The organism is Amorphus sp. MBR-141 (assembly GCF_053628695.1).
Map to the genome: position 1 here is coordinate 114,260 of NZ_JBRJGW010000009.1, position 19,942 is coordinate 134,201.

12 protein-coding genes are annotated in these 19,942 nt (G+C 67.4%); 5 read left to right on the top strand and 7 right to left on the bottom strand.

The genetic code is table 11. The features are described from left to right. Window positions 1-14: 14 nt before the first annotated feature. Entirely contained in the window at window positions 15-482 is a 468-nt protein-coding gene (locus ACSSVZ_RS13955) for a 4-hydroxylaminobenzoate lyase (protein WP_453970930.1), read from the bottom strand. Window positions 483-906: 424 nt separating this feature from the next. On the opposite strand from ACSSVZ_RS13955, the gene ACSSVZ_RS13960 reads away from it, so the two are divergent. The 5 genes from ACSSVZ_RS13960 to ACSSVZ_RS13980 all read left to right on the top strand — a co-directional run bounded on the left by ACSSVZ_RS13960 (window position 907) and on the right by ACSSVZ_RS13980 (window position 5,461). Beyond that, window positions 907-2,055 carry an ABC transporter substrate-binding protein gene (locus ACSSVZ_RS13960; RefSeq protein WP_453970931.1) on the top strand — a complete coding sequence of 383 codons (1,149 nt, stop codon included), beginning with the start codon at window positions 907-909 and terminating at the stop codon, window positions 2,053-2,055. An 88-nt stretch (window positions 2,056-2,143) separates the two neighbouring features. Then, a complete protein-coding gene (locus tag ACSSVZ_RS13965; protein ID WP_453970932.1) occupies window positions 2,144-3,016 on the top strand; it encodes a branched-chain amino acid ABC transporter permease in 873 nt (290 codons plus the stop codon). Window positions 3,017-3,026: 10 nt separating this feature from the next. Further along, window positions 3,027-4,031, top strand: a complete 1,005-nt coding sequence (locus ACSSVZ_RS13970; RefSeq protein ID WP_453970933.1) for a branched-chain amino acid ABC transporter permease — start codon at window positions 3,027-3,029, stop codon at window positions 4,029-4,031. Beyond that, on the top strand, window positions 4,024-4,770 hold the full coding sequence (locus ACSSVZ_RS13975) for an ABC transporter ATP-binding protein (RefSeq protein ID WP_453970935.1): 747 nt from the start codon (window positions 4,024-4,026) through the stop codon (window positions 4,768-4,770). Before ACSSVZ_RS13970 ends, ACSSVZ_RS13975 begins: the two co-directional genes overlap by 8 nt. Continuing rightward, entirely contained in the window at window positions 4,763-5,461 is a 699-nt protein-coding gene (locus ACSSVZ_RS13980; RefSeq protein ID WP_453970936.1) for an ABC transporter ATP-binding protein, read from the top strand. The genes ACSSVZ_RS13975 and ACSSVZ_RS13980 overlap by 8 nt, the downstream gene beginning before the upstream one ends. Before the next feature lie 7 nt (window positions 5,462-5,468). Here ACSSVZ_RS13980 and treY read toward each other — a convergent pair whose 3' ends face one another. The 6 genes from treY to ACSSVZ_RS14010 are packed head-to-tail and all read right to left on the bottom strand — an operon-like array spanning window position 5,469 to window position 19,674. After that, window positions 5,469-8,135: a malto-oligosyltrehalose synthase gene (treY, locus tag ACSSVZ_RS13985; protein ID WP_453970939.1), complete on the bottom strand. Its 2,667-nt coding sequence runs from the start codon at window positions 8,133-8,135 to the stop codon at window positions 5,469-5,471. 5 nt (window positions 8,136-8,140) lie between these two features. Beyond that, window positions 8,141-9,982, bottom strand: coding sequence for a malto-oligosyltrehalose trehalohydrolase (gene treZ / locus ACSSVZ_RS13990; RefSeq protein WP_453970940.1), 1,842 nt, complete (start codon window positions 9,980-9,982; stop codon window positions 8,141-8,143). Next, window positions 9,979-12,063, bottom strand: coding sequence for a glycogen debranching protein GlgX (glgX, locus tag ACSSVZ_RS13995; RefSeq protein ID WP_453970942.1), 2,085 nt, complete (start codon window positions 12,061-12,063; stop codon window positions 9,979-9,981). Before glgX ends, treZ begins: the two co-directional genes overlap by 4 nt. A 17-nt stretch (window positions 12,064-12,080) precedes the next feature. Beyond that, window positions 12,081-14,291: a 1,4-alpha-glucan branching protein GlgB gene (gene glgB, locus ACSSVZ_RS14000; RefSeq protein WP_453970944.1), complete on the bottom strand. Its 2,211-nt coding sequence runs from the start codon at window positions 14,289-14,291 to the stop codon at window positions 12,081-12,083. Further along, the gene (gene treS, locus ACSSVZ_RS14005; RefSeq protein ID WP_453971074.1) at window positions 14,288-17,572 is read right to left on the bottom strand and encodes a maltose alpha-D-glucosyltransferase; all 3,285 of its coding nucleotides are present in this window, start codon (window positions 17,570-17,572) and stop codon (window positions 14,288-14,290) included. Before treS ends, glgB begins: the two co-directional genes overlap by 4 nt. Before the next feature lie 26 nt (window positions 17,573-17,598). Continuing rightward, a complete protein-coding gene (locus ACSSVZ_RS14010) occupies window positions 17,599-19,674 on the bottom strand; it encodes an alpha-1,4-glucan--maltose-1-phosphate maltosyltransferase (RefSeq protein WP_453970945.1) in 2,076 nt (691 codons plus the stop codon). Between the last annotated feature and the right edge of the window lie 268 nt (window positions 19,675-19,942).

Here is a 19,942-nt window from a genome sequence, read left to right on the forward strand (position 1 = left end):
CAGGCCCGCCCGCCTCAGCGGCCGGTGAACTCGATCTGCCCCTCGGGCAGGAAGTACAGCACGTAGGCGTCGCCGCCCGCGACGGTCGGATGGTGGTCGCTGCCGGGCGGATAGACGTACCACCCCTCGGGCATGCCATCGAACCTGGCGTCGCCCTCGATCGGCATGATGGCACCGATCTCGCCGGTGGTGTGAACGTGATGCGGCCCGCGCACGTCGTTCATCCGCACCACGTCGACGCTGAAGCGGCCAGCTTCGCCGCCGGGCTTCACCGGACGACCGAACTTGATACCGCCGTGCTCGCGCTGCAGCAGCCAGCCGCCCGCCTCGCCTTCGGCACACAGGGCGCGCAGCCGGGCGAAGTCATCGCCGTCCTTCGGAAAAGTGTCGTTGAGAAAGGTGGCCAGCCCGTCGTCCAGCGGACGGTCGCCCATCCGCGCCGCGATCTTCGAGACCAGATCCCGAAATGCCTGCTCGCTCATGGCGTCCTCCCGGTTGCCGCTCCCGCCGCACTGGGGACGGCCTTTGGAGCGCTTCGCATTTCTGCATTATTATGCATAAGGCTCCCCCGAACCGCAACCCGTGGAGTGGCATTATATCCCGGAGCGCCGCTAAGAAGGCCATTTCCGCTATGCCTGCAATCTTTTAGCGGGCGCGCTGAGATCGCCTCCAGAATATGCATTATATTGCTTGCGTCGCAAAAGTGGCTCGGATAGGGTATCTCCTGTCCGGTCGAAGCGTCCCGAAAACCAACAACAGGGGCGACCACCGTGCGGCATTCGGGCAGGCGAACCCGCCACGGGGATCGACCTGGCTTTCGGGTATGAGGAAACGACCGACACCGGCCCACGATGGCTGGGCCAATCCCGCGTGTCGGTATTGGGAGGGACAAGAATGTTGAAAACGATGACTGGCGCATTCGTGTGCGCGTCGTTGGCTTTCGCCGCCGTTCCGGCATCGGCGCAGGACGTCAAGGTCGGCTTCCTGCTGCCCTACAGCGGCGTCTACGCCGCGCTCGGCAAGGACATCGACGAAGGCTTCATGCTGGCGGTCGAGGAAGCCGGCATGGGCGACCAGATCACCGTCGTCCGCGAGGACACCGAGGCGAAGCCGCCGGTCGGCCTCTCCAAGACCCGCAAGATGGTGCTCGAGGACAAGGTCGACGTGCTGATGGGGCCGGTCTCCTCCGGCGTGCTCGGCGCGATCCGCGACTTCGTCGACCAGACCAAGACCCCGCTGATCGTCTCCAACGCCGGCAACGACGAGGCCACCGGCGAAGACTGCAGCCCCTACATCGTCCGGGTGTCGTTCTCCAACGCCCAGGTCAACCGGCCGATGGGCCAGTGGATGTACGACCAGGGCATCCGCAAGGTCTACACGCTCGCCCCTGACTATGCCGCAGGCCATCAGCAGATCACGGCCTTCGCCGACGCCTTCAAGGCGGCCGGCGGCGAGATCGTCGGCCAGGAATACACCCCGTTCCGCACCACCCAGGACTTCGGGCCGTTCCTCAGCGCCGCACAGGCGACCAACCCGGATGCGGTCTACGTGTTCTACGCCGGCGGCGAAGCGATCAACTTCGTCAAGCAGTACGACGCGTTCGGCCTCAACAAGACGGCGACGCTGCACGGCTCGGGCTTCGTGACCTCGCCGCTCTACGTCGACGCCGAGGGCCCGGCCGCGGTCGGCGTGATCGGTTCGCTGCACTACATCCCGACCCTCGACACCCCGGAAAACAAGACGTTCGTCGAAGCGGTCCAGAAGAAGTATGGCCGCGTGCCGTCCGAGTACACCGTCCAGGGCTATGACGCCGGCCGCTCGCTGGTCGAAGCCATCAAGGCCGGATCGGCCGACAAGGAAGCCATCGCCAAGGCGCTGCCGACCGTCAGCTACACCAGCCCGCGCGGCCCGGTGAAGATCGACCCGGCGACCAACAACATCATCCAGAACGTCTACGTCTACGACACCGTCGACGGCACGGACGGGAAGCTCACCCAGAAGCTTCTCGACACCGTCGCGAACGTTCAGGACGAGCCGAACGGCTGCAAGCTGTAGGCTCGGGGCGCGAGCTTCCAGGCCGGGCGTTTCGAGAACCGATCCGCCCGGCCTTTTTCATTTCCCCTCTTGGACGCGGGACGGGCTGATGGGCACCGACTGGTCGTATTGGGCGGTACAGACGCTGAACGGACTTCAGCTGTCGATGCTCCTGTTTCTGTTGTCGGTCGGGCTGACGGTCATTTTCGGCCTGCTGCACTTCGTCAACCTCGCCCATGGGGCGCTCTACGCGCTCGGCGCCTTCATCGGCATCTCCGCCGCCAGCGCGACCGGCTCCTACTGGGCCGGCTTCGCCGCCGCGCCGATCGTCGTCGCGTTGACCGGCATCCTCCTCTATCTCGGCCTGATGAAGCGGATGCGGCGCGCCGGGCCGATGAACCAGGTGCTGGTCACGCTCGGGCTGATCTTCGTGTTCGTCGACATCTTCCGGCTGATCTGGGGCGACATCGCGCTGGGCACCGCCGAGCCGGAGCTGTTCACCGGGCGCTCCGAGCTGTTCGGCGTCGTCTATCCGACCTACCGGCTGTTCATCATCGGTCTCGGAGCCGTCGTCATGGGCGCGCTCGCCCTGGTCCTGTCGCGCACCCAGCTCGGCGCCATGATCCGCGCCGGCGTCGACAACGACCAGATGGCGGCTTGCCTCGGCGTCAACGTCGAGCGCATCTTCTTTCTCGTCTTCTGCGTCGGCTGCGCACTCGCCGGCCTTGCCGGCGCGGTGGCTGCCCCGGTCTTCTCCGCCCACCCCGACATGGGCACCGAGATCCTGATCTCGACCCTGATCGTCGTGGTGGTCGGCGGCATGGGCAGCCTGCGCGGCGCCGTCGCCGGCTCGTTCCTGGTCGGCTTCGCCCAGACGTTCGGCACCGTGCTGATCCCCGGCGTGGCGTCGCTGCTGATCTACATCCTGCTCGCCGTGGTCCTGGTCTTCCGGCCGACCGGCCTGTTCCCGGCCCGGGCCTGAGGCGACGCCGATGTTCCGACAGACCCTCCTCAAGACCCTCGTCATCCTCGCCATATTCGCGGCGGCCATCGTCTACACGCTCACCACCGGCTACTTCGGCAAGGAACTCGTCATCGAGGCGGCGACGCTGGCGATCCTGGCGATCAGCCTGGACATGGTGGCCGGCTATGGCGGCATGATCTCGCTCTGCCACGGCGCCATCTTCGGCGTCGGCGCCTACACCTATGCCGCCCTGACGGTGCTGTTCGAGATCAACCCCTTCGTGGCCCTCGCCGCAGCGGTGGTGGTCTCCGGCGCGTTCTCGTTCGCGGTTGGGGCGGTGACGTCGCGCACCCACGGCATCTTCTTCATCATGGCGACGCTGGCCTTCGGCCAGATGGCCTACGTGCTCGCCTTCGAGAACAAGGCGCTGGGCGGCGACGACGGCCTGTCCGGCGTGCCGCGCCTGGACGTCTCGGCGCTCGGGCTCGACTTCAACGATTCCCTGCAGTTCGCGCTGTTCGCGATCGCGGCGGCGGCGCTGGTCTACGTCATCGCGGCGCTGGTGCTGCGGTCCGGCTTCGGCCGCACCCTGGTCGGCATCCACGTCAACGAGGCACGCATGCGTGCCGTCGGCCTGACCGTGTGGCGGACCAAGGCGGTGGCGTTCGCGATCTCCGGCGCGCTCGCCGGCCTCGGCGGCGCCATCGCCGCCCAGCAGACCATGTTCGTCTCGCCGGAGCTGATGGCCTGGATGGTCTCCGGCACGGTGCTGATGGTGGTGATCTTCGGCGGCATCGGCACCCTGGTCGGTCCCGTCGTCGGCGCCGTCGTCTGGGTGTTCCTCAAGCACGAGATTTCCTCGGCCACCCCCTATTGGCACATCGTCGCCGGCGCGGTGCTGATCCTCACCATCGTCGCGGGCGGGCGCGGCCTCTACGGCCAGATCGAGTACATGATCGAGCGACGCCGCGCCAAGGCGGCCCAGCCGCCTGCCGCACCGGCACTTGGACAGGAGAGCGAGACCCATGCTTGAGGCGCGTGCGCTCAACAAGTCCTTCGGCTCGCTCGTCGTCACCAAGGACGTCTCGTTCGCGCTGGAGAAGGGCGAGCGGCGGGTGGTTCTGGGGCCCAACGGCGCCGGCAAGACCACCCTCTTCAACATCCTCGCGGGCGAGCTTAAGCCGAGCTCGGGCGCGATCGTCATGAACGGGCGCGACATCACCGGGCTTTCCATCGCGGCCCGCGCCAGGATGGGGCTCGCCCGGAGCTACCAGAAGAACAACCTGTTCGGCTCGCTGACCGTGCGCGAGAACCTGGCGCTGGCGGTTGCGACCGCGCGCGGCGCGGCCGGCTGGATGATGAAGGACACGCTGCGGGATCCGGAGATCGTCGAGGAAGTGCGCGCCGCAGCCGAGTCGGTCGGGCTGACCGAGGTTCTCGACATGCCGGTGGATGCCGTCTCCTACGGCGTGCGCCGGCAGCTGGAGGTGGGCATCGCGCTGTCGACCCGGCCAAGCGTGCTGTTGATGGACGAGCCGACCTCCGGCGTCGGGCCCGGCATGATCCAGGCCTTCCACAAGCTGCTGCACACGCTGCCGCGCGACCTCACCGTGCTGATCATCGAGCACGACATGGACCTGGCCTTCGACGTCGCCGACCGCATCACCGTGCTCAACTACGGGGAAGTCGTCTTCGAGGGAACGCCGGAAGAGACGCGCGCCAGCCCGATGGTGCGGGAGATCTATCTCGGGGAGTGGGACGCCCATGCTTGAGGTCACCAACCTCGAAACCGGCTACGGCGAGACCCGCGTGATCCACGGGCTCAGCCTGGACGCGAAACCGGGCCGGATGCTCGCCATCCTGGGGCGCAACGGCGCCGGCAAGACGACGACTCTCAAGGCGGTGATGGGCCTGCTGCCCGTCACCGGCGGCGACATCCGCTTCGACGGCGCTTCGATCGCCCGCGCCAAGTCCTACGAGATCGCCCGCCAGGGCGTCGCCTACGTGCCGGAGACGCGCGACATCTTCCCCTCGCTGACCGTGCGCGAGAACCTGATGCTCGCCGGCCGTACCGCGCCGGCGGACGCGGAGTGGACGCTGGACCGGGTGATCGACTTCTTCCCGCGGCTGGGCGAACGCCTCGCCAACGGCGGCAACCAGCTGTCCGGCGGCGAGCAGCAGATGCTCGCGATCGGCCGGGCACTGCTGATGAACCCGCGCCTGCTGATCCTCGACGAACCGACCGAGGGGCTTGCCCCGATCATCGTCCGGCAGATCCACGACAAGCTGGCAGCCCTGAAGGACGCAGGGCTGACGATGATGCTGGTGGAGCAGAATTTCGGCTTCGCCACCAGCCTGGCCGACGAGGTCGTCATCGTCGGGCGGGGCAAGGCCGTGTGGCGCGGATCGTCGGACGACATCCGCCGCGACACCGAGACCCAGCAGAAGTGGCTCGGCGTCTGACCGCCCTCTACCGGGCCTCCAGCAGCGCGAACGGACAGACCGCGAAGAGGTCGGCGAGACGAACCGGGCCGCCGGGGATTTCGGCCCCGGTGACCACGTCGCGATAGGTGCCGCCGGGGTTGGGCAGCGCCACCGTGGTCTCGCCCCAGACCTCCGCGGACCTCGGATCGCCGCCGTGTTCCACCAGACCGTAGGCAAGCCGCGGCACCACCGCCACGACGGCGCCCTCTCCGCGCATGAACGCGACCACATGGCGGGCCGCCGGTCCGCTTGCATCGAGCGGAGCGTAGGCGCCAGTCGTCAGCACGTCCGGCCGACGGGCCCTGAGGGCGAGGCTCGCCTGGACGATCCGCTGCTTGACGATCCCGAGGGACGGAAACCCGACGCCGGGCCAAGCCGGAAACGCCGCGTCGAGCTGGGCGGACAGATGATCGAAGTCGATGGGCCGGCGGTTGTCCGGGTCGACGAGGGAGAGGTCGATGTCCTCGGAACCCTGGTAGATGTCCGGCACGCCGGGCGCGGCCATCTTCAGCACCGTCTGCGCCCAGCTCGTCAGACTGCCGGCGCGGATGAAGGGGACGAGCATGCGCAGGAAGTCGTCGAGGAAGTCGCCGTTGTCCGGCTCGAACAGGGCATCGGCATAGCCGCGTACGCCGTCCTCGTAGTCTGCATCGATGTCGATCCAGCTGGTGCGCCGCTTGGCCTCGCGCAGCGCCTTTTCCACGTAGCCGAGGAAGCGGTCGCGCAGCAGCGCCAGACCGTCGGGATCGTCAGGCCCGAGTTCGGCGGGCCACACGCCGGCGAGCGACTGGTAGACCAGCCACTGCGTGTCCGGCCCCGGCGCCGGATGGCCGGTGCGCATGTCCACGCGGCCCATGTTCAACTCCCGCCACCATGCCACCGCCGCGGCCCAGTCCTCCGGCGCCTCGCTGATGGCATAGAGGCGGGCGCGGGCATCCTCGCCGCGCTTGGTGTCGTGCGTGGCGGTGGCCAGCAGGCCCCTCGGCTGCTCGGCGACGCGGCGGCCCATCGCGGCGTGAAAGGCCGACGCATCGAGGGCCACGTCGTCCGGATCACCACCAACCTCGTTGACGGCGATGAGGCGGTTGAAGCGGTAGAACAGCGTGTCCTCGATGGCCTTCGCCATCACCGGCCCGGTCAACTGCTGGAAGCGGATGCGGAAGCGCGCCGCCGGCTCCGCCTGCGACGGATCGATGTCGCCCGTCAGCGCCGCCCGCACCAGCGCGAAGGCCGCCGGATCGAAGACGGACGCGGCGCCGATCGCCTGGGCGAGCACCTCCTCCACCAGGGTTCGGTCGCGCGCCCCGGTCCCGTCTGCGTCCGCGTAGGTCCGATAGACCGGGAACGCGACGATCACCTCGGTGAGAACCGCCTGGGCGTCCTCGGCCGATACGCTTGCGCCGACCGACGCCGCCATTTTGACGAGGGAGCCGGTCAGGCCGGCCAGCTCGCCGGCAAAATTGTGGCGGACCATGCGAAGCTTGGCGTCGCGGCGCGCGGCCTCCAGATCGGCCGTTTCGCCGAGGCAATCCTCGTAGGCCGCATGGAGATCGGGCAGGCGCGTCTCGTCGGTCATCAGGCCGCCGATCGCGGTGATGAACTCGTAGCCCGTCGTCCCCTCGATCGGCCACGCCTCCGGCAGGGCCTCGTGGCCTTCGAGGATTTTTTCCACATGGATCGGCACGTCGGGACCGACCGCGTCGCGCAACTGCGCGAGATAGGCGGTGGGGTCGGCGAGCCCGTCGACATGATCGACGCGCAGGCCGTCGACGGTGCCGGTGGCGACCAGTTCGAGGATCAGCCGGTGCGCCTCGTCGAACACCGGCGGATCCTCCACCCGCACGCCGACGAGGCCGGTCACCTCGAAGAAGCGGCGATAGGAGAGATGACGGCGCGCATTCTGCCAGAAGATCAGATGCCAGGGCTGCGCATCATGCAACGCTGCGAGCAGCCGGTCGTCCGCGGCAAGACGCGCGAGTTCGCGATCGAGCGCGTCGGCGTGGCCGCCGGACGCAAGCATGTCCGCGACCGCCGCATGGAGGGCATCGCCGGCCTCCGGGCGTGCGGCCGCTCCGAGCGCGGCAACGTCCCGCACGAGGAGATCGTCCGAGGCGTCCGCAAGCAGGCGCCAGGTCTGCGGGGCGAGCGGCAGGTGGTTGTCGAAATAGGTGAGAACGAGCCGGCCGGCGGCGCGGTCCGCCGCAAGGCCGATGTCGCCGTCCGCGACGATGCCGTCGAAGTCCTTGCCGAGGATGGGCAGCGTCAGCCGTTCCGACCAGTCGATGTCGAAATGGCGGGCGAACCGGCTGTCGGCGCCCCATTCGACGACGTCGCGCCACCAGGCGTTCTCCAGCGACGCGGCCATGTGGTTGGGCACGATGTCGAGGATCAGGCCAAGGCCTTCGGCCTGCAGCGCGGCGGAGAGACGGTCGAGGCCCGCGCGTCCCCCGATCGCCGGATCGATCTCGTTGAAATCGGTGACGTCGTAGCCGTGGGTCGACCCGCTGACGGCGGTGAAGACCGGCGAGAGATAGAGATGGCTGACCCCGAGACGCTTCAGATAGGGCACGATCGCGCGCGCCGCCTCGAAGGTCATGCCGTCGCGCATCTGCAGCCGGTAGGTCGCGATCAGCGGCACACGTCCGGTCGACATGGGGATCATCCCTGTTCCGGCGCGAGCGCCGCGACGACGCTGTGGCCGGCGAGCTGGTCATTCCCGACCGCGTCGCCTTCCGGAGCGAACCGGTAGATCAGCTCTCCGGTCAGCGGTGGCAGCGTGCGCACTTCGGGCGACAGGTTGGCTCGCAGCTCAAGCCGGCCGCCGGCAAGCCTCCAGTCGACGGCGATCGCGCCGTCTTCGGCGAGGAGCACCTTGCCGGCGTGGCCGCCGGCCCCTTTCAGGAGGGGCACGATCGACCCGTGGCGGACGGCCAGAAGTTCGCGCACGAAGGCGTTCCAGGCCTGTCCCGCCTCGCTCTCGAGCTTCGCCCAATCGAGCTTCGAGGCTTCGAACGTGCTCGCCGCGTTCGGGTCGGGAATGTGCCAGAGTTCGGTCTCGGAGCCATGGAAGGCGGCGAAGTGGATGAACTCCCGGCGCCGCCCCTCGCGCACCGCATCGGCGAGTTCGCCGTGGAAGTCGGTGAAGAAGCAGAACGGCCGCGTCTCCCCGTACTCCTCGCCCATGAACAGCAGCGGCACATGGGGCGACAGCAGCAGGACCGCCGTCTGCACCTGGACGATCTCGTGTTCGGCGAGATCGAGCAGCCGCTCCCCGAAGGCGCGGTTGCCGATCTGGTCGTGGTTCTGGATGAAGTCGACGAAGGCGGTGGGCGGCAGGTGCGCGCTCGGTTCGCCCCGCGGCGTGCCGCCGGCGAACCGCGACGGCTCGCCCTGGTAGGCATAGCCTTCCGCCAGGGCGCGCGCGTACTTGCCCCAGTGATCCTCGGCGAAATCGATGTAGTAGCCCTCGCTCTCGCCGGTGGCGATGGCGTGGGCGACGTTGTGGAGATCGTCGTTCCACTCGGCGGTGTGCAGCACGACGCGCCCCTCGGCATCGCGCTCGTGGAGCCAGGTGATGTTGCGGTTGTCTTCGGTGGCCAGATGAACCGGCCGGTCGGTGATCTGCGCCCGCACCTGCTGGGCGATCTCGATCAGAATCTCGGTCTCCGACGCCTCGTCGATGACGTGATCTACGGCATCGAGGCGCAGGCCGTCGAGGTGGAACTCGGTCAGCCAGTAGAGCGCGTTTTCGACGAAGAACCGCCGGACCGGGGGCTTCTCGTAGGCGATCCCCGCCCCCCACGGCGTGTGCCGCTCGGGATGGAAGAAGTCCTCGGCGTAGTTGTGGAGATGGTTTCCATCCGGCCCGAAGTGGTTGAACACCACGTCCAGGAACACCATCAGCCCGAGCCCGTGGGCGGCGTCGACGAACGCCTTGAAGTCGTCCGGCGTGCCATAGGCGTTGTGGGGCGCATAGAGCAGGACGCCGTCGTACCCCCAGCCGCGCGCGCCGGCGAACTGTGCCACCGGCATGATTTCCACCGCGGTGATCCCGGTCGCCGCAAGGTGCGGCAGCCGCTCGATGGCCGCACGAAACGTCCCGGCCTGGGTGAAGGTGCCGATGTGGATCTCGCTGATGACGGCCTCTTCCCACGGCCGCCCGGCCCAGTCGGGATGGCGCCAGCGGTAGCGCGCGGGGTCGACGACCACCGACGGGCCCAGGACGTCGCCGGCCTGGGCCCGCGACGCCGGATCCGGCACGACGCTGCCGTCGCCGAGCACGTAGGCGTACTCGGCCCCCGCAGCGACGTCCGAGCGGGTCGCCTCGAACCAGCCGTCCTCGCTCCGGTCCATCGGGTGATCGGCGCCGTCGAGACGAAGCGTCACCGCCGGCTCGTTCGGCGCCCACAGCCGGAAGCGCACCGTTCCCGGCGCGACGAACTCGGCACCCCAGGTGCGGAGGAAGGATCGGGCATGGGGGTTTTCGATTTCTGCCGTCACGACCTGCTCTCAAGCAACACGAGCGCGCGCGGGGGAGCGTCGATGCCGCCGTCCTCGATCACGGACCGGGCCTGCTGCAGCACGGTGCCGTCGGACGTATCGACGAGCAGGCCCCAACCCTTGCCGACGGCTTCGGGAAGCGCGAACCGGACCGGCTCATGGTAGGCGTTGAGGACCAGATAGAGGCACTCGTCGCGGCCGCACATCATCAGGGCGATGGCCCGGGAATTGGGGTCCTCCCAGTCGCCCGGCTCCATGCCGTTGCCGTCGGGCCTCAGCCAACGCGCCCAGGTTCCGCTTCGCGGCTCCGGCTCTTCATGGAGGAAGCGGTCCTGGCCCAACAGCGCCCGCGACCGCCTGAGCGCGGTCAGCCCGCGCACGAAATTCTGGAACTCCATCTGCCGCGGATCGTCGACCTTCCAGTCGAACCAGTTGATCTCCGTGTCCTGACAGTAGGCGTTGTTGTTGCCGTTCTGGGTCCGGCCGACCTCGTCGCCCATCAGGATCATCGGCGTGCCCTGGGACAACAGAAGCGTCGCCATCATGTTGCGCCGCGCCCGGTCGCGCAGCGCGATGATCGCCGGATCGTCGGTCGGGCCTTCGGCGCCCCACCCCCAGCTGAGGTTGTGGGAGTGGCCGTCGTTGTTGTCCTCGCCGTTGGCCTCGTTGTGTTTGTGGTCGTAGCTGACCACGTCCATCAGCGTGAAGCCGTCATGGGCCGTCACCAGGTTGATGCTGGACGACGAGCGGCGCCCGCGCTTCTCGAACAGCGCGGAGGAACCGAGGAGCGAGTCGGCGAGCTTCGGCAGGTTGCCTTCGTCGCCCTTCCAGTAGGAGCGCACGGTGTCGCGGTACTTGTCGTTCCACTCGGCCCAGCCGGGCGGGAAGTTGCCGAGCTGGTAGCCGTCCGGGCCGGTGTCCCACGGCTCGGCGATGAGCTTGACCCGGGACAGCACGGGATCCTGGCGGACGGCATCGAAGAACACGGCGTTCGTCTCGAAGACATCGCGGTTGCGGCCGAGGGAGCTCGCCAGATCGAAGCGGAAGCCGTCGACGTGGCACTGCTCGACCCAGTAGCGCAGGGAATCCATCACCATCTGCAGCACGCGCTGATGGCCGAGCGCCACGGTGTTTCCGCAGCCGGTGGTGTCGTAATAGTAGCGCGGGTCGTCGCCGAGCAGGTAGTAGCTGGCATTGTCGATGCCGCGGAACGAGAGGGTCGGCCCCATCTCGTTGCCCTCAGCGGTGTGGTTGTAGACGACGTCGAGGATGACCTCGATCCCGGCCTCGTGCAGCCGGCGCACCATCAGCTTGAAGTCGTGGATGTTGCCGTTCGGCGCCAGATAGGTCTGGCGCGGCGCGAAGAAGCCGATGGTGTTGTAGCCCCAGTAGTTGGTGAGCCCGCGCTCGACCAGGTGCCGGTCGGGGAAGAACGCCTGGGTCGGCATCAGCTCGACGGCGGTGACGCCCAGTTTCACCAGGTGGTCGATGACGCGGGGGCTGGCCAGCCCCTCGAACGTGCCCCGCAGATGCGACGGCAGATCCTCGCGCAGCGCGGTCATGCCCTTCACGTGGGCTTCGTAGATGATGGACTTCGACCACGGCGTCGCCGGCCGGATGTCCGGGCCCCAGGTGACGGCCGGGTCGACGATCACGCACTTCGGCATGACGAACGCGGAGTCGCGCCGGTCGAACGAAAGGTCGCCGCGGTTGTGGCCGATGCGATAGCCGAACATCGCGTCGTGCCACTTGATGTCGCCGTTGAGCGCCAAGGCGTAGGGGTCGAGCAGCAGCTTGTTCGGATTGAACCTGTGACCGGCGCTCGGCTCGTAGGGGCCGTGCACGCGGTAGCCGTAGAGCTGGCCGGGGCGCACCTCCGGCAGGTAGCCGTGCCAGACTTCATCGGTGAATTCCGGAAGCGCGATGCGTTCGATTTCGCGCCGCCCGGCCTGGTCGAACAGGCACAACTCCACCTTGGTGGCGTTGGCGGAAAACAGGGCGAAGTTGACCCCGGAGCCGTCCCAGTGCGCCCCCAGCGGGAACGGCGAGCCCGCGGAAACCGTCTGTCGTGTCTTGGACATTGAAATGAATTCCGAATTCAGCGGTCCGGCGTGAGAACGAGGGTCGCGAGGGGAGGAAGGGTCAGTTGCGCCGACGAAGCCCGGCCGTGCCAGCCCTGATCGGCGGCGGTGATGACGCCGCCGTTCCCAACGCCGGAACCTCCATAGTGTTCCGCGTCGGTGTTCAGGACTTCGCGCCAGGGGCCGCCTTCCGGTAGTCCCACGCGGTAGCCGTGCCGCACGATCGGCGTCATGTTGCAGACGACGACCATCGGCCGGGCCGTGCCTCTGGCCTTGCGCAGGTAGACGAACACGCTGTTCTCGCCATCGCCCGCCTCGATCCACTCGAAGCCCTCGGGATCGCAGTCGAGCTCGTGCAGCGCCGGTTCGGACCTGTAAAGACGGTTCAGATCACGCACTGTCGACTGCAGGCCGGCATGCAGGGGATCCTCCAGCAGGTGCCAGTCGAGGGACTGGTTGTGGTTCCACTCGCGGTCCTGGCCGAACTCGCCGCCCATGAAGAGCAGCTTCTTGCCGGGATGGGTCCACATGAACCCGTAGTAGGCGCGCAGGTTGGCGAACTTCTGCCAGCGATCACCGGGCATTTTGCCGATCATCGACCCCTTGCCGTGCACGACCTCGTCGTGGGACAGCGGCAGCACGAAGTTCTCGGTGAAGCCGTAGTGGATGCCGAAGGTCATCCGGCCGTGGTGATGCTTCCGATGCACCGGATCGAGGCTCATGTAGTCGAGCGTGTCGTGCATCCAGCCCATGTTCCACTTGTAGCCGAAGCCGAGCCCGCCGGCGTCGACAGGATGGCTGACGCCGGGAAAGGCCGTGGATTCCTCGGCGATCGTCTGCACGCCGGGGATGCGCTCGTAGACGCGGGTGTTCATCTCACGGAGGAAGGCGGTGGCATCCAGGTTCTCGTTGCCGCCGTAGCGGTTCGGAACCCAGTCCCCTTCGTCGCGCGAATAGTCGAGATAGATCATCGACGCGACCGCATCCACGCGCAGCGCGTCGACGTGATAGTGGTCGAGCCAGAATAGCGCGTTCGCCTCCAGGAAGTTGGCGACCTCAAGCCGTCCGAAATTGTAGATCAGCGTGTTCCAGTCGCGGTGGAAGCCGAGCCGCGGATCCTCGTGCTCGTAGAGCGCGGTCCCATCGAAGCGGACCAGACCGTGGGCGTCGGATGGGAAATGCGCCGGCACCCAGTCGATGATGACGCCGATGTCCGCCTGGTGCAGCCGGTCGACGAAGCGCGCGAATGCCTCCGGCGGTCCGAAGCGGCTGGTCGGCGCGAACAGGCCGATCGGCTGGTAGCCCCACGAGCCGGTGAACGGATGCTCGGAGACCGGCATCAGCTCGACGTGGGTGAACCCCATTTCGGTAACGTAGTCGACCAGCAGATCGCCCAGCGCGTCATAGTCGAGCGCCTCGCCGCCACCACCCCGCTTCCAGCTGCCCAGATGGACCTCGTACACCGACACCGGCGCCGACAGCGCCTGCCGGTCTGCCCGCTTGGCCAGCCATGCGTCGTCGGCCCAGGCGTGCTGGGGCAGACCGCTGACAATCGAGGCGGTCTCCGGCGGGTGTTCCTGGGCGAACGACATCGGGTCAGCCTTCAGCGGCAGCACGTCGCCATTGACGCCGACGATCTCGTATTTGTAGAGCGTGCCGCGCTGCAGCCCCGGAATGAACAGCTCCCAGACGCCCACGCCTAGGCGCCGGCGCATGGGGTGCCGGCGGCCGTCCCATGCGTTGAACGGGCCGACGACGGAGACGCGGCGCGCATTGGGCGCCCAGACGCTGAAGGCCACCCCCTCGACACCCTCATGGGTAGCGGGATGCGCGCCGACGCGCCGGTAGAGTTCCAGATGGCGCCCTTCGCCGAGCAGATACTCGTCGAGCTCGCCGAGCAACGCTCCGAACCGATACGGATCCTCACGCTCCCATACGTTATCGCCGGCTGACTGCCGCAGCCGGTAGGGGAACGGCGCGGTGCGGCCGGTTATTTCGCCGGCAAAGAATCCTTCCGGATGGACCCGCTCCAGTTCGCCGACGGGAGCGCCGCTGTCGGCGTCCAGCACCGTCACCGTCGCCGCGTCGGGCGCGAACACGTTGACGACGAGGGGCGATCCGTTGCCGCCGAACATGCCGAGGACGGAGAAGGGATTGCCGTGCCGGCCGCGAATGATCGCCTCGATCTCGCTCGCGGACGGGGCAAGGGTGTTCAGCTTGGTCGTCATGCGTCGACCTCTTCGTTGCCGATCAGCGCAATCAGGCCGCGTAGCGGAATCGCGACCCAGTCCGGGCGGTTCGACAGTTCGTAGGACACCTCGTAGGCGGCTTTCTGAAGGACGAACATGTCAAGCAGGGCCCGGGCGAACGCCGGATCTTCGGGATGCGTGGGGGATCCGGCAGCGGCAGCCTCGTAGGCTTCCATGTAGTGCCGGGTCGTTTGCTCTCGCCAAAGGGTGGCGCGGTCGACCGCCCCCTCGTTGCTGGCCTGGCCGGCACCGCCCTGCGGATCGAGAACGGCGGCCGCGGCGTAGTCGATCGACCGCAGCATGCCGGCGACGTCGCGCAGCGGCGACGTCTTGGCCCGGCGCTGATCGAGGCTGCGGCGCGGCTCGCCTTCGAAGTCGATGATCATCACGTCGGCCTGCACCATCAGGACCTGGCCGAGATGATAGTCGCCGTGGATGCGGGACTGCCCCCCGGACGGCTTGAGACCGGACGCGGCCTTCGCCCGGGCGAGCAGCCTGTCCTTCGACGCCAGCACGACGTCGGCGACGGCCTTCGCGTCCGCGTCGAGGCCGTCCCGGGCTGAAGCAAGGCTCTTCAACATCGCCTTGACGTCGTCCTTCGCCTCCTTCGTCCACCCCTTCACGTCGTTCGCCGTGATCGCCTCGACGGCGAACGCCGGGTCGTCGGTGTCCGCCGCGAATGCCTGGTGAAGCTCCGCGGTGCGGCGCCCCAGCAGGTCCCCGATCATCAGCGGATAGGCGAAGGGCGGCTGGTCGCCGTCCGCTCCGTCGTCGGACGTGCGATGCCCGTCGAGTTCGTCGAGGTCGCGCCGAAGCGCGGCGGTGAGCACTTCCCAGGCATCGCCCTGGTTGCGGACGAACCCGAACGCGGCGGCGAGCATCGTCGCCTGCCCGTCGGCCGTGCGGTGCTCGACGGCCCCGAGGAACGGCGGGGTGTTGGCGAAGCCGGCGGTTTCGGTGAGGAACTGGGCGACTTCGACCTCCGGCTGGAGACCGGCGCGCAGCCGGCGGTAGAACTTCAGGATCAGCGTGTCGCCGAACATGATCGAGACGTTGCTCTGTTCCACCCCGATCGGACGCGGCGGCTCGAGGGTCTCGACACTGTCCAGGGTCTCGGCGAGCAGGTCATTGCCGCGGAAGACGACGCTTGCCTCACCCGCCTCGATGGTGTCGCCGCGGCGAATGGCGGCCAGCATCGCTTCCGGCAGGGCAGCCTCGAAGGCGCCGTCGATCAGGGCGCCGACCTTGGGTCCGCGCCTCAGCTTGGCGAGGGTGTAAGCGAGCGTCGGGGAGTTGAACGCCAGCGTCTCCTCCCCCCACACCGAGGAGAACGGCAGGAAATAGCGCTGGGTCTCGCCGTCGATCTCGACGTCGACGCAGGCAAGCATGTGGCGCCCCTGCTCGAGCTCCGCCAGCGGCGTGACGGTCACCGACCTGATGGCGCTGTCCTTGGCGGCGAACCAGCGCTGCAACGGCAGGAACTTCGGCAGCACGTCCTTCTCCAGGAAGCGGCCCTCCCGCCCCGACAGCGCCGTGGAGATCCGCCCGTCGCGGGTGGTCAGCGTGATGAAGTCGGGCAGGATTTCCGGGATCGGCGTGTGCCAGGACGGCGCCTGGTCGGCATCCGCCAGCACGAACCAGTAGAAGCCGAAGGCCGGCAGCGTGACCAGGTACGGCAAGTCGCCGATCGGCGGGAACGCCGAGTTGCCCATCATCTCGATGGGAACCTGGCCGCGCTTTTCCGACAGGTCGAGCTCCACCGCCTGGGCGGCGCGCGACAGATTGCCGACGCACAGGATCGTCTCGCCTTCGTATTCGCGCAGATACGCCAGCACCTTGCGGTTCGACGGATAGAGCAGCGTCATGCTGCCCCGGCCGAGGGCCTGGTGCTGCTTGCGGACGGCGATCATCCGCCGCATCCAGTTGAGAAGCGACGACGTGTCGGAGTTCTGTCCCTCGACGTTGATCGCCTGGTAGCCGTAGAGCGGGTCCTGGATGACCGGCAGAAACAGCTGCTGCGGGTTGGCGCGGGAGAAGCCGGCATTGCGATCCGACGACCACTGCATCGGCGTGCGCACGCCGTCGCGATCGCCGAGATAGTAGTTGTCGCCCATGCCGATCTCGTCGCCGTAGTACATGATCGGCGTGCCGGGGAAGGACATCAGGAACGAGTTCAGGAGCTCGATCTTGCGCCGGTCGTTCTGCATCAGGGGCGCCAGCCGGCGGCGGATGCCCAGATTGATGCGGGCCCGGGTGTCGCCGGCATAGACGTTCCAGAGATAGTCGCGCTCCTGGTCCGTCACCATCTCGAGCGTCAGCTCGTCGTGGTTGCGCAGGAAGATGCCCCACTGGCAGTCCTCGGGGATCTCTGGCGTCTGGCGGATGATGTCGGTGATCGGGTGCCGGTCCTCCTGAGCCACCGCCATGTACATGCGCGGCATCAGGGGGAAGTTGAACCCCATGTGGCACTCGTCGTTGTCGCCGAAATAGGGGCGGGTGTCCTCCGGCCACTGGTTGGCTTCGGCGAGCAGCATCCGATCGGGATAGTGCGCATCCAGCTCGGCGCGGATCTTCTTCAGGACATCGTGGGTTTCGGGAAGGTTCTCGTTGTTGGTGCCTTCGCGTTCGACCAGATAGGGGATCGCGTCCAGCCTGAGGCCGTCGACGCCCATGTCGAGCCAGTAGTGCATCACCTTCAGCACTTCGTTCAGCACGCGCGGATTGTCGAAGTTGAGGTCCGGCTGGTGGGAGTAGAAGCGGTGCCAGAAATAGGCGCCGGCCACCGGATCCCAGCTCCAGTTCGACTTCTCCGTGTCGGTGAAGATGATGCGCGTCTCGGGAAACTTCTGGTCGCTGTCGGACCACACGTAGAAGTCGCGGGCCGCGGAGCCGGGCTTCGCGTGGCGCGCCTTCTGGAACCAGGGATGCTGATCCGAGGTGTGGTTGATGACGAGCTCGGTGATCACCCGCAGCCCCCGCCGGTGGGCCTCGGCGATGAAGCCGCGGAAGTCCGCCATCTTGCCGTAGGACGGATGGATCGACTTGTAGTCGGCGATGTCATAGCCGTCGTCGCGCAGCGGCGAGGGATAGAACGGCAGCAGCCAGACCGCCGTCGCCCCCAGTTCCTGAACGTAGTCCAGCCGCTGCATCAGCCCGCCGAAGTCGCCGATTCCGTCGTTGTTGGAATCCTGGAACGCCTTCACGTGCAGCTGGTAGATGACGGCGTCCTTGTACCAGTCGGCGACCGTGCGATCGATGATGCCGTCCATGCGTTTGCTCCGGGAGGTCATGCGCGCGGTGCTCCCGGCGGGTAAATCCGCCAGATCGCGTATGGACAGTCGTTCGGATCAAGTCGCAATCGCTGCATCTTACCGTGCCAGGTAAAGTGGTTGCCGTGCCGCAGGTCCTCGACCTCGATCGACGCCTCGTCGGGGAGACCGAACTCCCACAGCGGCACCTCGAAGTCGAACTCCTGGGCGGTGTGCGGATCGAGATTGACGTGGACGAGGATGTAGCTCCCCGCCGCGGCGTCGCTCTTGCCGTAGTAGAGCACGCTGTCGTTGAAGGCGTTGTAGAACGACAGCGAGGTGAAGCTGCGCAGCGCCGGATGGTGGTTGCGCAGCCGGTTGACGAGGCGGATGTCGTCCTTGATGTGGCCCGGCTGGTCCATGTCCCAGACGCGGATCTCGTACTTCTCGGAGTTGAGATACTCCTCCTTGCCCGCCACCGCCTCGGCGTCGCAGATCTCGAAGCCGTTGTAGAGACCGTAGTTGCCGGCAAGCGTCGCCGCCAACACCAGCCGCATCCGGAAGCCCGCGCGCCCACTGGTCTGGAGGAAGGGCGGGTTGATGTCGGGGGTGTTGGCGAAGAAGTTGGGACGCATGTAGGCCGCGCACTCCGAGCGCGTCAGCTCGGTCATGTACTCCGTCAGCTCCTCCTTGGCGTTGCGCCAGGTGAAGTACGAGTAGGACTGGCTGAAGCCGACCTTGGCGAGGCGCTTCATCACCTTCGGCCGGGTGAAGGCCTCGGCGAGGAAGATCGTGTCCGGGTGCTTCGCCCGCACCTCGGAGATCATCCACTCCCAGAACGGCAGCGGCTTGGTGTGCGGATTGTCGACCCGGAAGATCTTGACGCCGTGGTCGACCCAGAAGAGCACCACGTCGCGCAGCGCCAGCCACAGGCCGGGAATGGCGTCGCGGTAGAAGTGGACATTGACGATGTCCTCGTACTTTTTGGGCGGATTCTCGGCGAACTTGATGGTCCCGTCCGGCCGCCAGTCGAACCACTCCGGATGCTGCTTGATCCAGGGATGATCCGGGGCGCACTGGATCGCGAAGTCGAGCGCGATCTCCAGGCCATGGGCCCGGGCCGCCTCGACCAGCCGGTCGAAGTCCTCGATCGTTCCGAGCTCCGGGTGGACGGCGTCGTGGCCGCCCTCCTCCGAGCCGATGGCATAGGGGCTGCCGGGGTCGTCGGGGCCGGGCGTCAGGGTGTTGTTGCGGCCCTTCCGGTTGATCCGGCCGATCGGATGGATCGGCGTGAAATACAGCACGTCGAAACCCAGGTCGTGCACGTAGGGCAGGCGTCCGATGACGTCGTCGAACGTGCCATGCCGGCCCGCCTCGCCCGACTGGGAGCGCGGCATCATCTCGTACCAGGCGCTGAACGCGGCCCGCTGCCGGTCGACGAACACCTCCAGATCACGTTCGTAGCGGGTGAGGTTGGTCCGCGGTCCGGCGCGCCGCATCAGCTCCCCCGTCTCGGGGGCGAGCATGATTTCCAGCCGCTCGGCCTCGCTGGCGGCAGTGAGGCGCGCCATGACGTCGGAGAGCCCGGCGCGCCCGGCCTCGAAGTCGGCCCTGGCGATCGTCCCAGGTTGAAACTCGCTCCCCAGAGCCGCCTCGATCAGGCGCCGGCCCTCTTCTATCTCGAGCGAGATCTTCACGCCGGCGGCGATCTTCTTCTCGGTGTCGCGCAGCCAGCTGGCGAACAGGTCGCGCCAGGCCACGAGCGTGTAGAGGTAGCTGCCCGGCTGCCGGAATCCGACCCCTCCCCGCCACCGGTCGTTCTCAAGGAACCGCATCGGCACCTCGTCCCAGGCAGGGCCGCCGCGCGGCTTGAAGATGAGAGCGGCATCGATGACGTCGTGGCCGTCGCCGAAGATGTCGGCCTCGACCACGAACGGCTCACCGACTGCCGACTTGGCAGGGAATCGGCCACCGTCGATCTCGGTCCCGATCCCCTCGATGGCGATGCGACGATCCGCCAGCGCATAGATGCGGTCCACCGCCGGATCGTCGAGCGGTCCGATCCCGGCGGAGGTTACAGCGGTGGGCGCCTTTCGGCTCATCTGATCGGCCAAGAAATGCACCTCGTGTCCAATTGCAAACAGCCGGTTTTGGAGTCGTTGCTCAGGTTATACATCGGCGCGCAGGGTGACAGCCGACGCAGCGAACCTTGCCTGCATGGACGGGATCCATGCGCAGCCCGGGGGAATCCGCTTCCGATCGCCTGAAACGCCCCCCGAAACCCCTCGTGGAAAGCAACGCGGCTCGCCGCGGATTGGTTCCTCTTTCTCCCGCAAGCAAGAAGCGGGCCCCGGCGCCCTCACCGTCGTGCGGAGGCAGATC

What these genes read in the sequence shown, in the direction of transcription:
- ACSSVZ_RS13955 (WP_453970930.1), bottom strand. Translation starts at nt 482, where the DNA reads ATGAGCGAGCAGGCATTTCGGGATCTGGTCTCGAAGATCGCGGCGCGG.
- ACSSVZ_RS13960 (WP_453970931.1), top strand. Translation starts at nt 907, where the DNA reads ATGACTGGCGCATTCGTGTGCGCGTCGTTGGCTTTCGCCGCCGTTCCG.
- ACSSVZ_RS13965 (WP_453970932.1), top strand. Translation starts at nt 2,144, where the DNA reads ATGGGCACCGACTGGTCGTATTGGGCGGTACAGACGCTGAACGGACTT.
- ACSSVZ_RS13970 (WP_453970933.1), top strand. Translation starts at nt 3,027, where the DNA reads ATGTTCCGACAGACCCTCCTCAAGACCCTCGTCATCCTCGCCATATTC.
- ACSSVZ_RS13975 (WP_453970935.1), top strand. Translation starts at nt 4,024, where the DNA reads ATGCTTGAGGCGCGTGCGCTCAACAAGTCCTTCGGCTCGCTCGTCGTC.
- ACSSVZ_RS13980 (WP_453970936.1), top strand. Translation starts at nt 4,763, where the DNA reads ATGCTTGAGGTCACCAACCTCGAAACCGGCTACGGCGAGACCCGCGTG.
- treY (WP_453970939.1), bottom strand. Translation starts at nt 8,135, where the DNA reads ATGTCGACCGGACGTGTGCCGCTGATCGCGACCTACCGGCTGCAGATG.
- glgX (WP_453970942.1), bottom strand. Translation starts at nt 12,063, where the DNA reads ATGTCCAAGACACGACAGACGGTTTCCGCGGGCTCGCCGTTCCCGCTG.
- glgB (WP_453970944.1), bottom strand. Translation starts at nt 14,291, where the DNA reads ATGACGACCAAGCTGAACACCCTTGCCCCGTCCGCGAGCGAGATCGAG.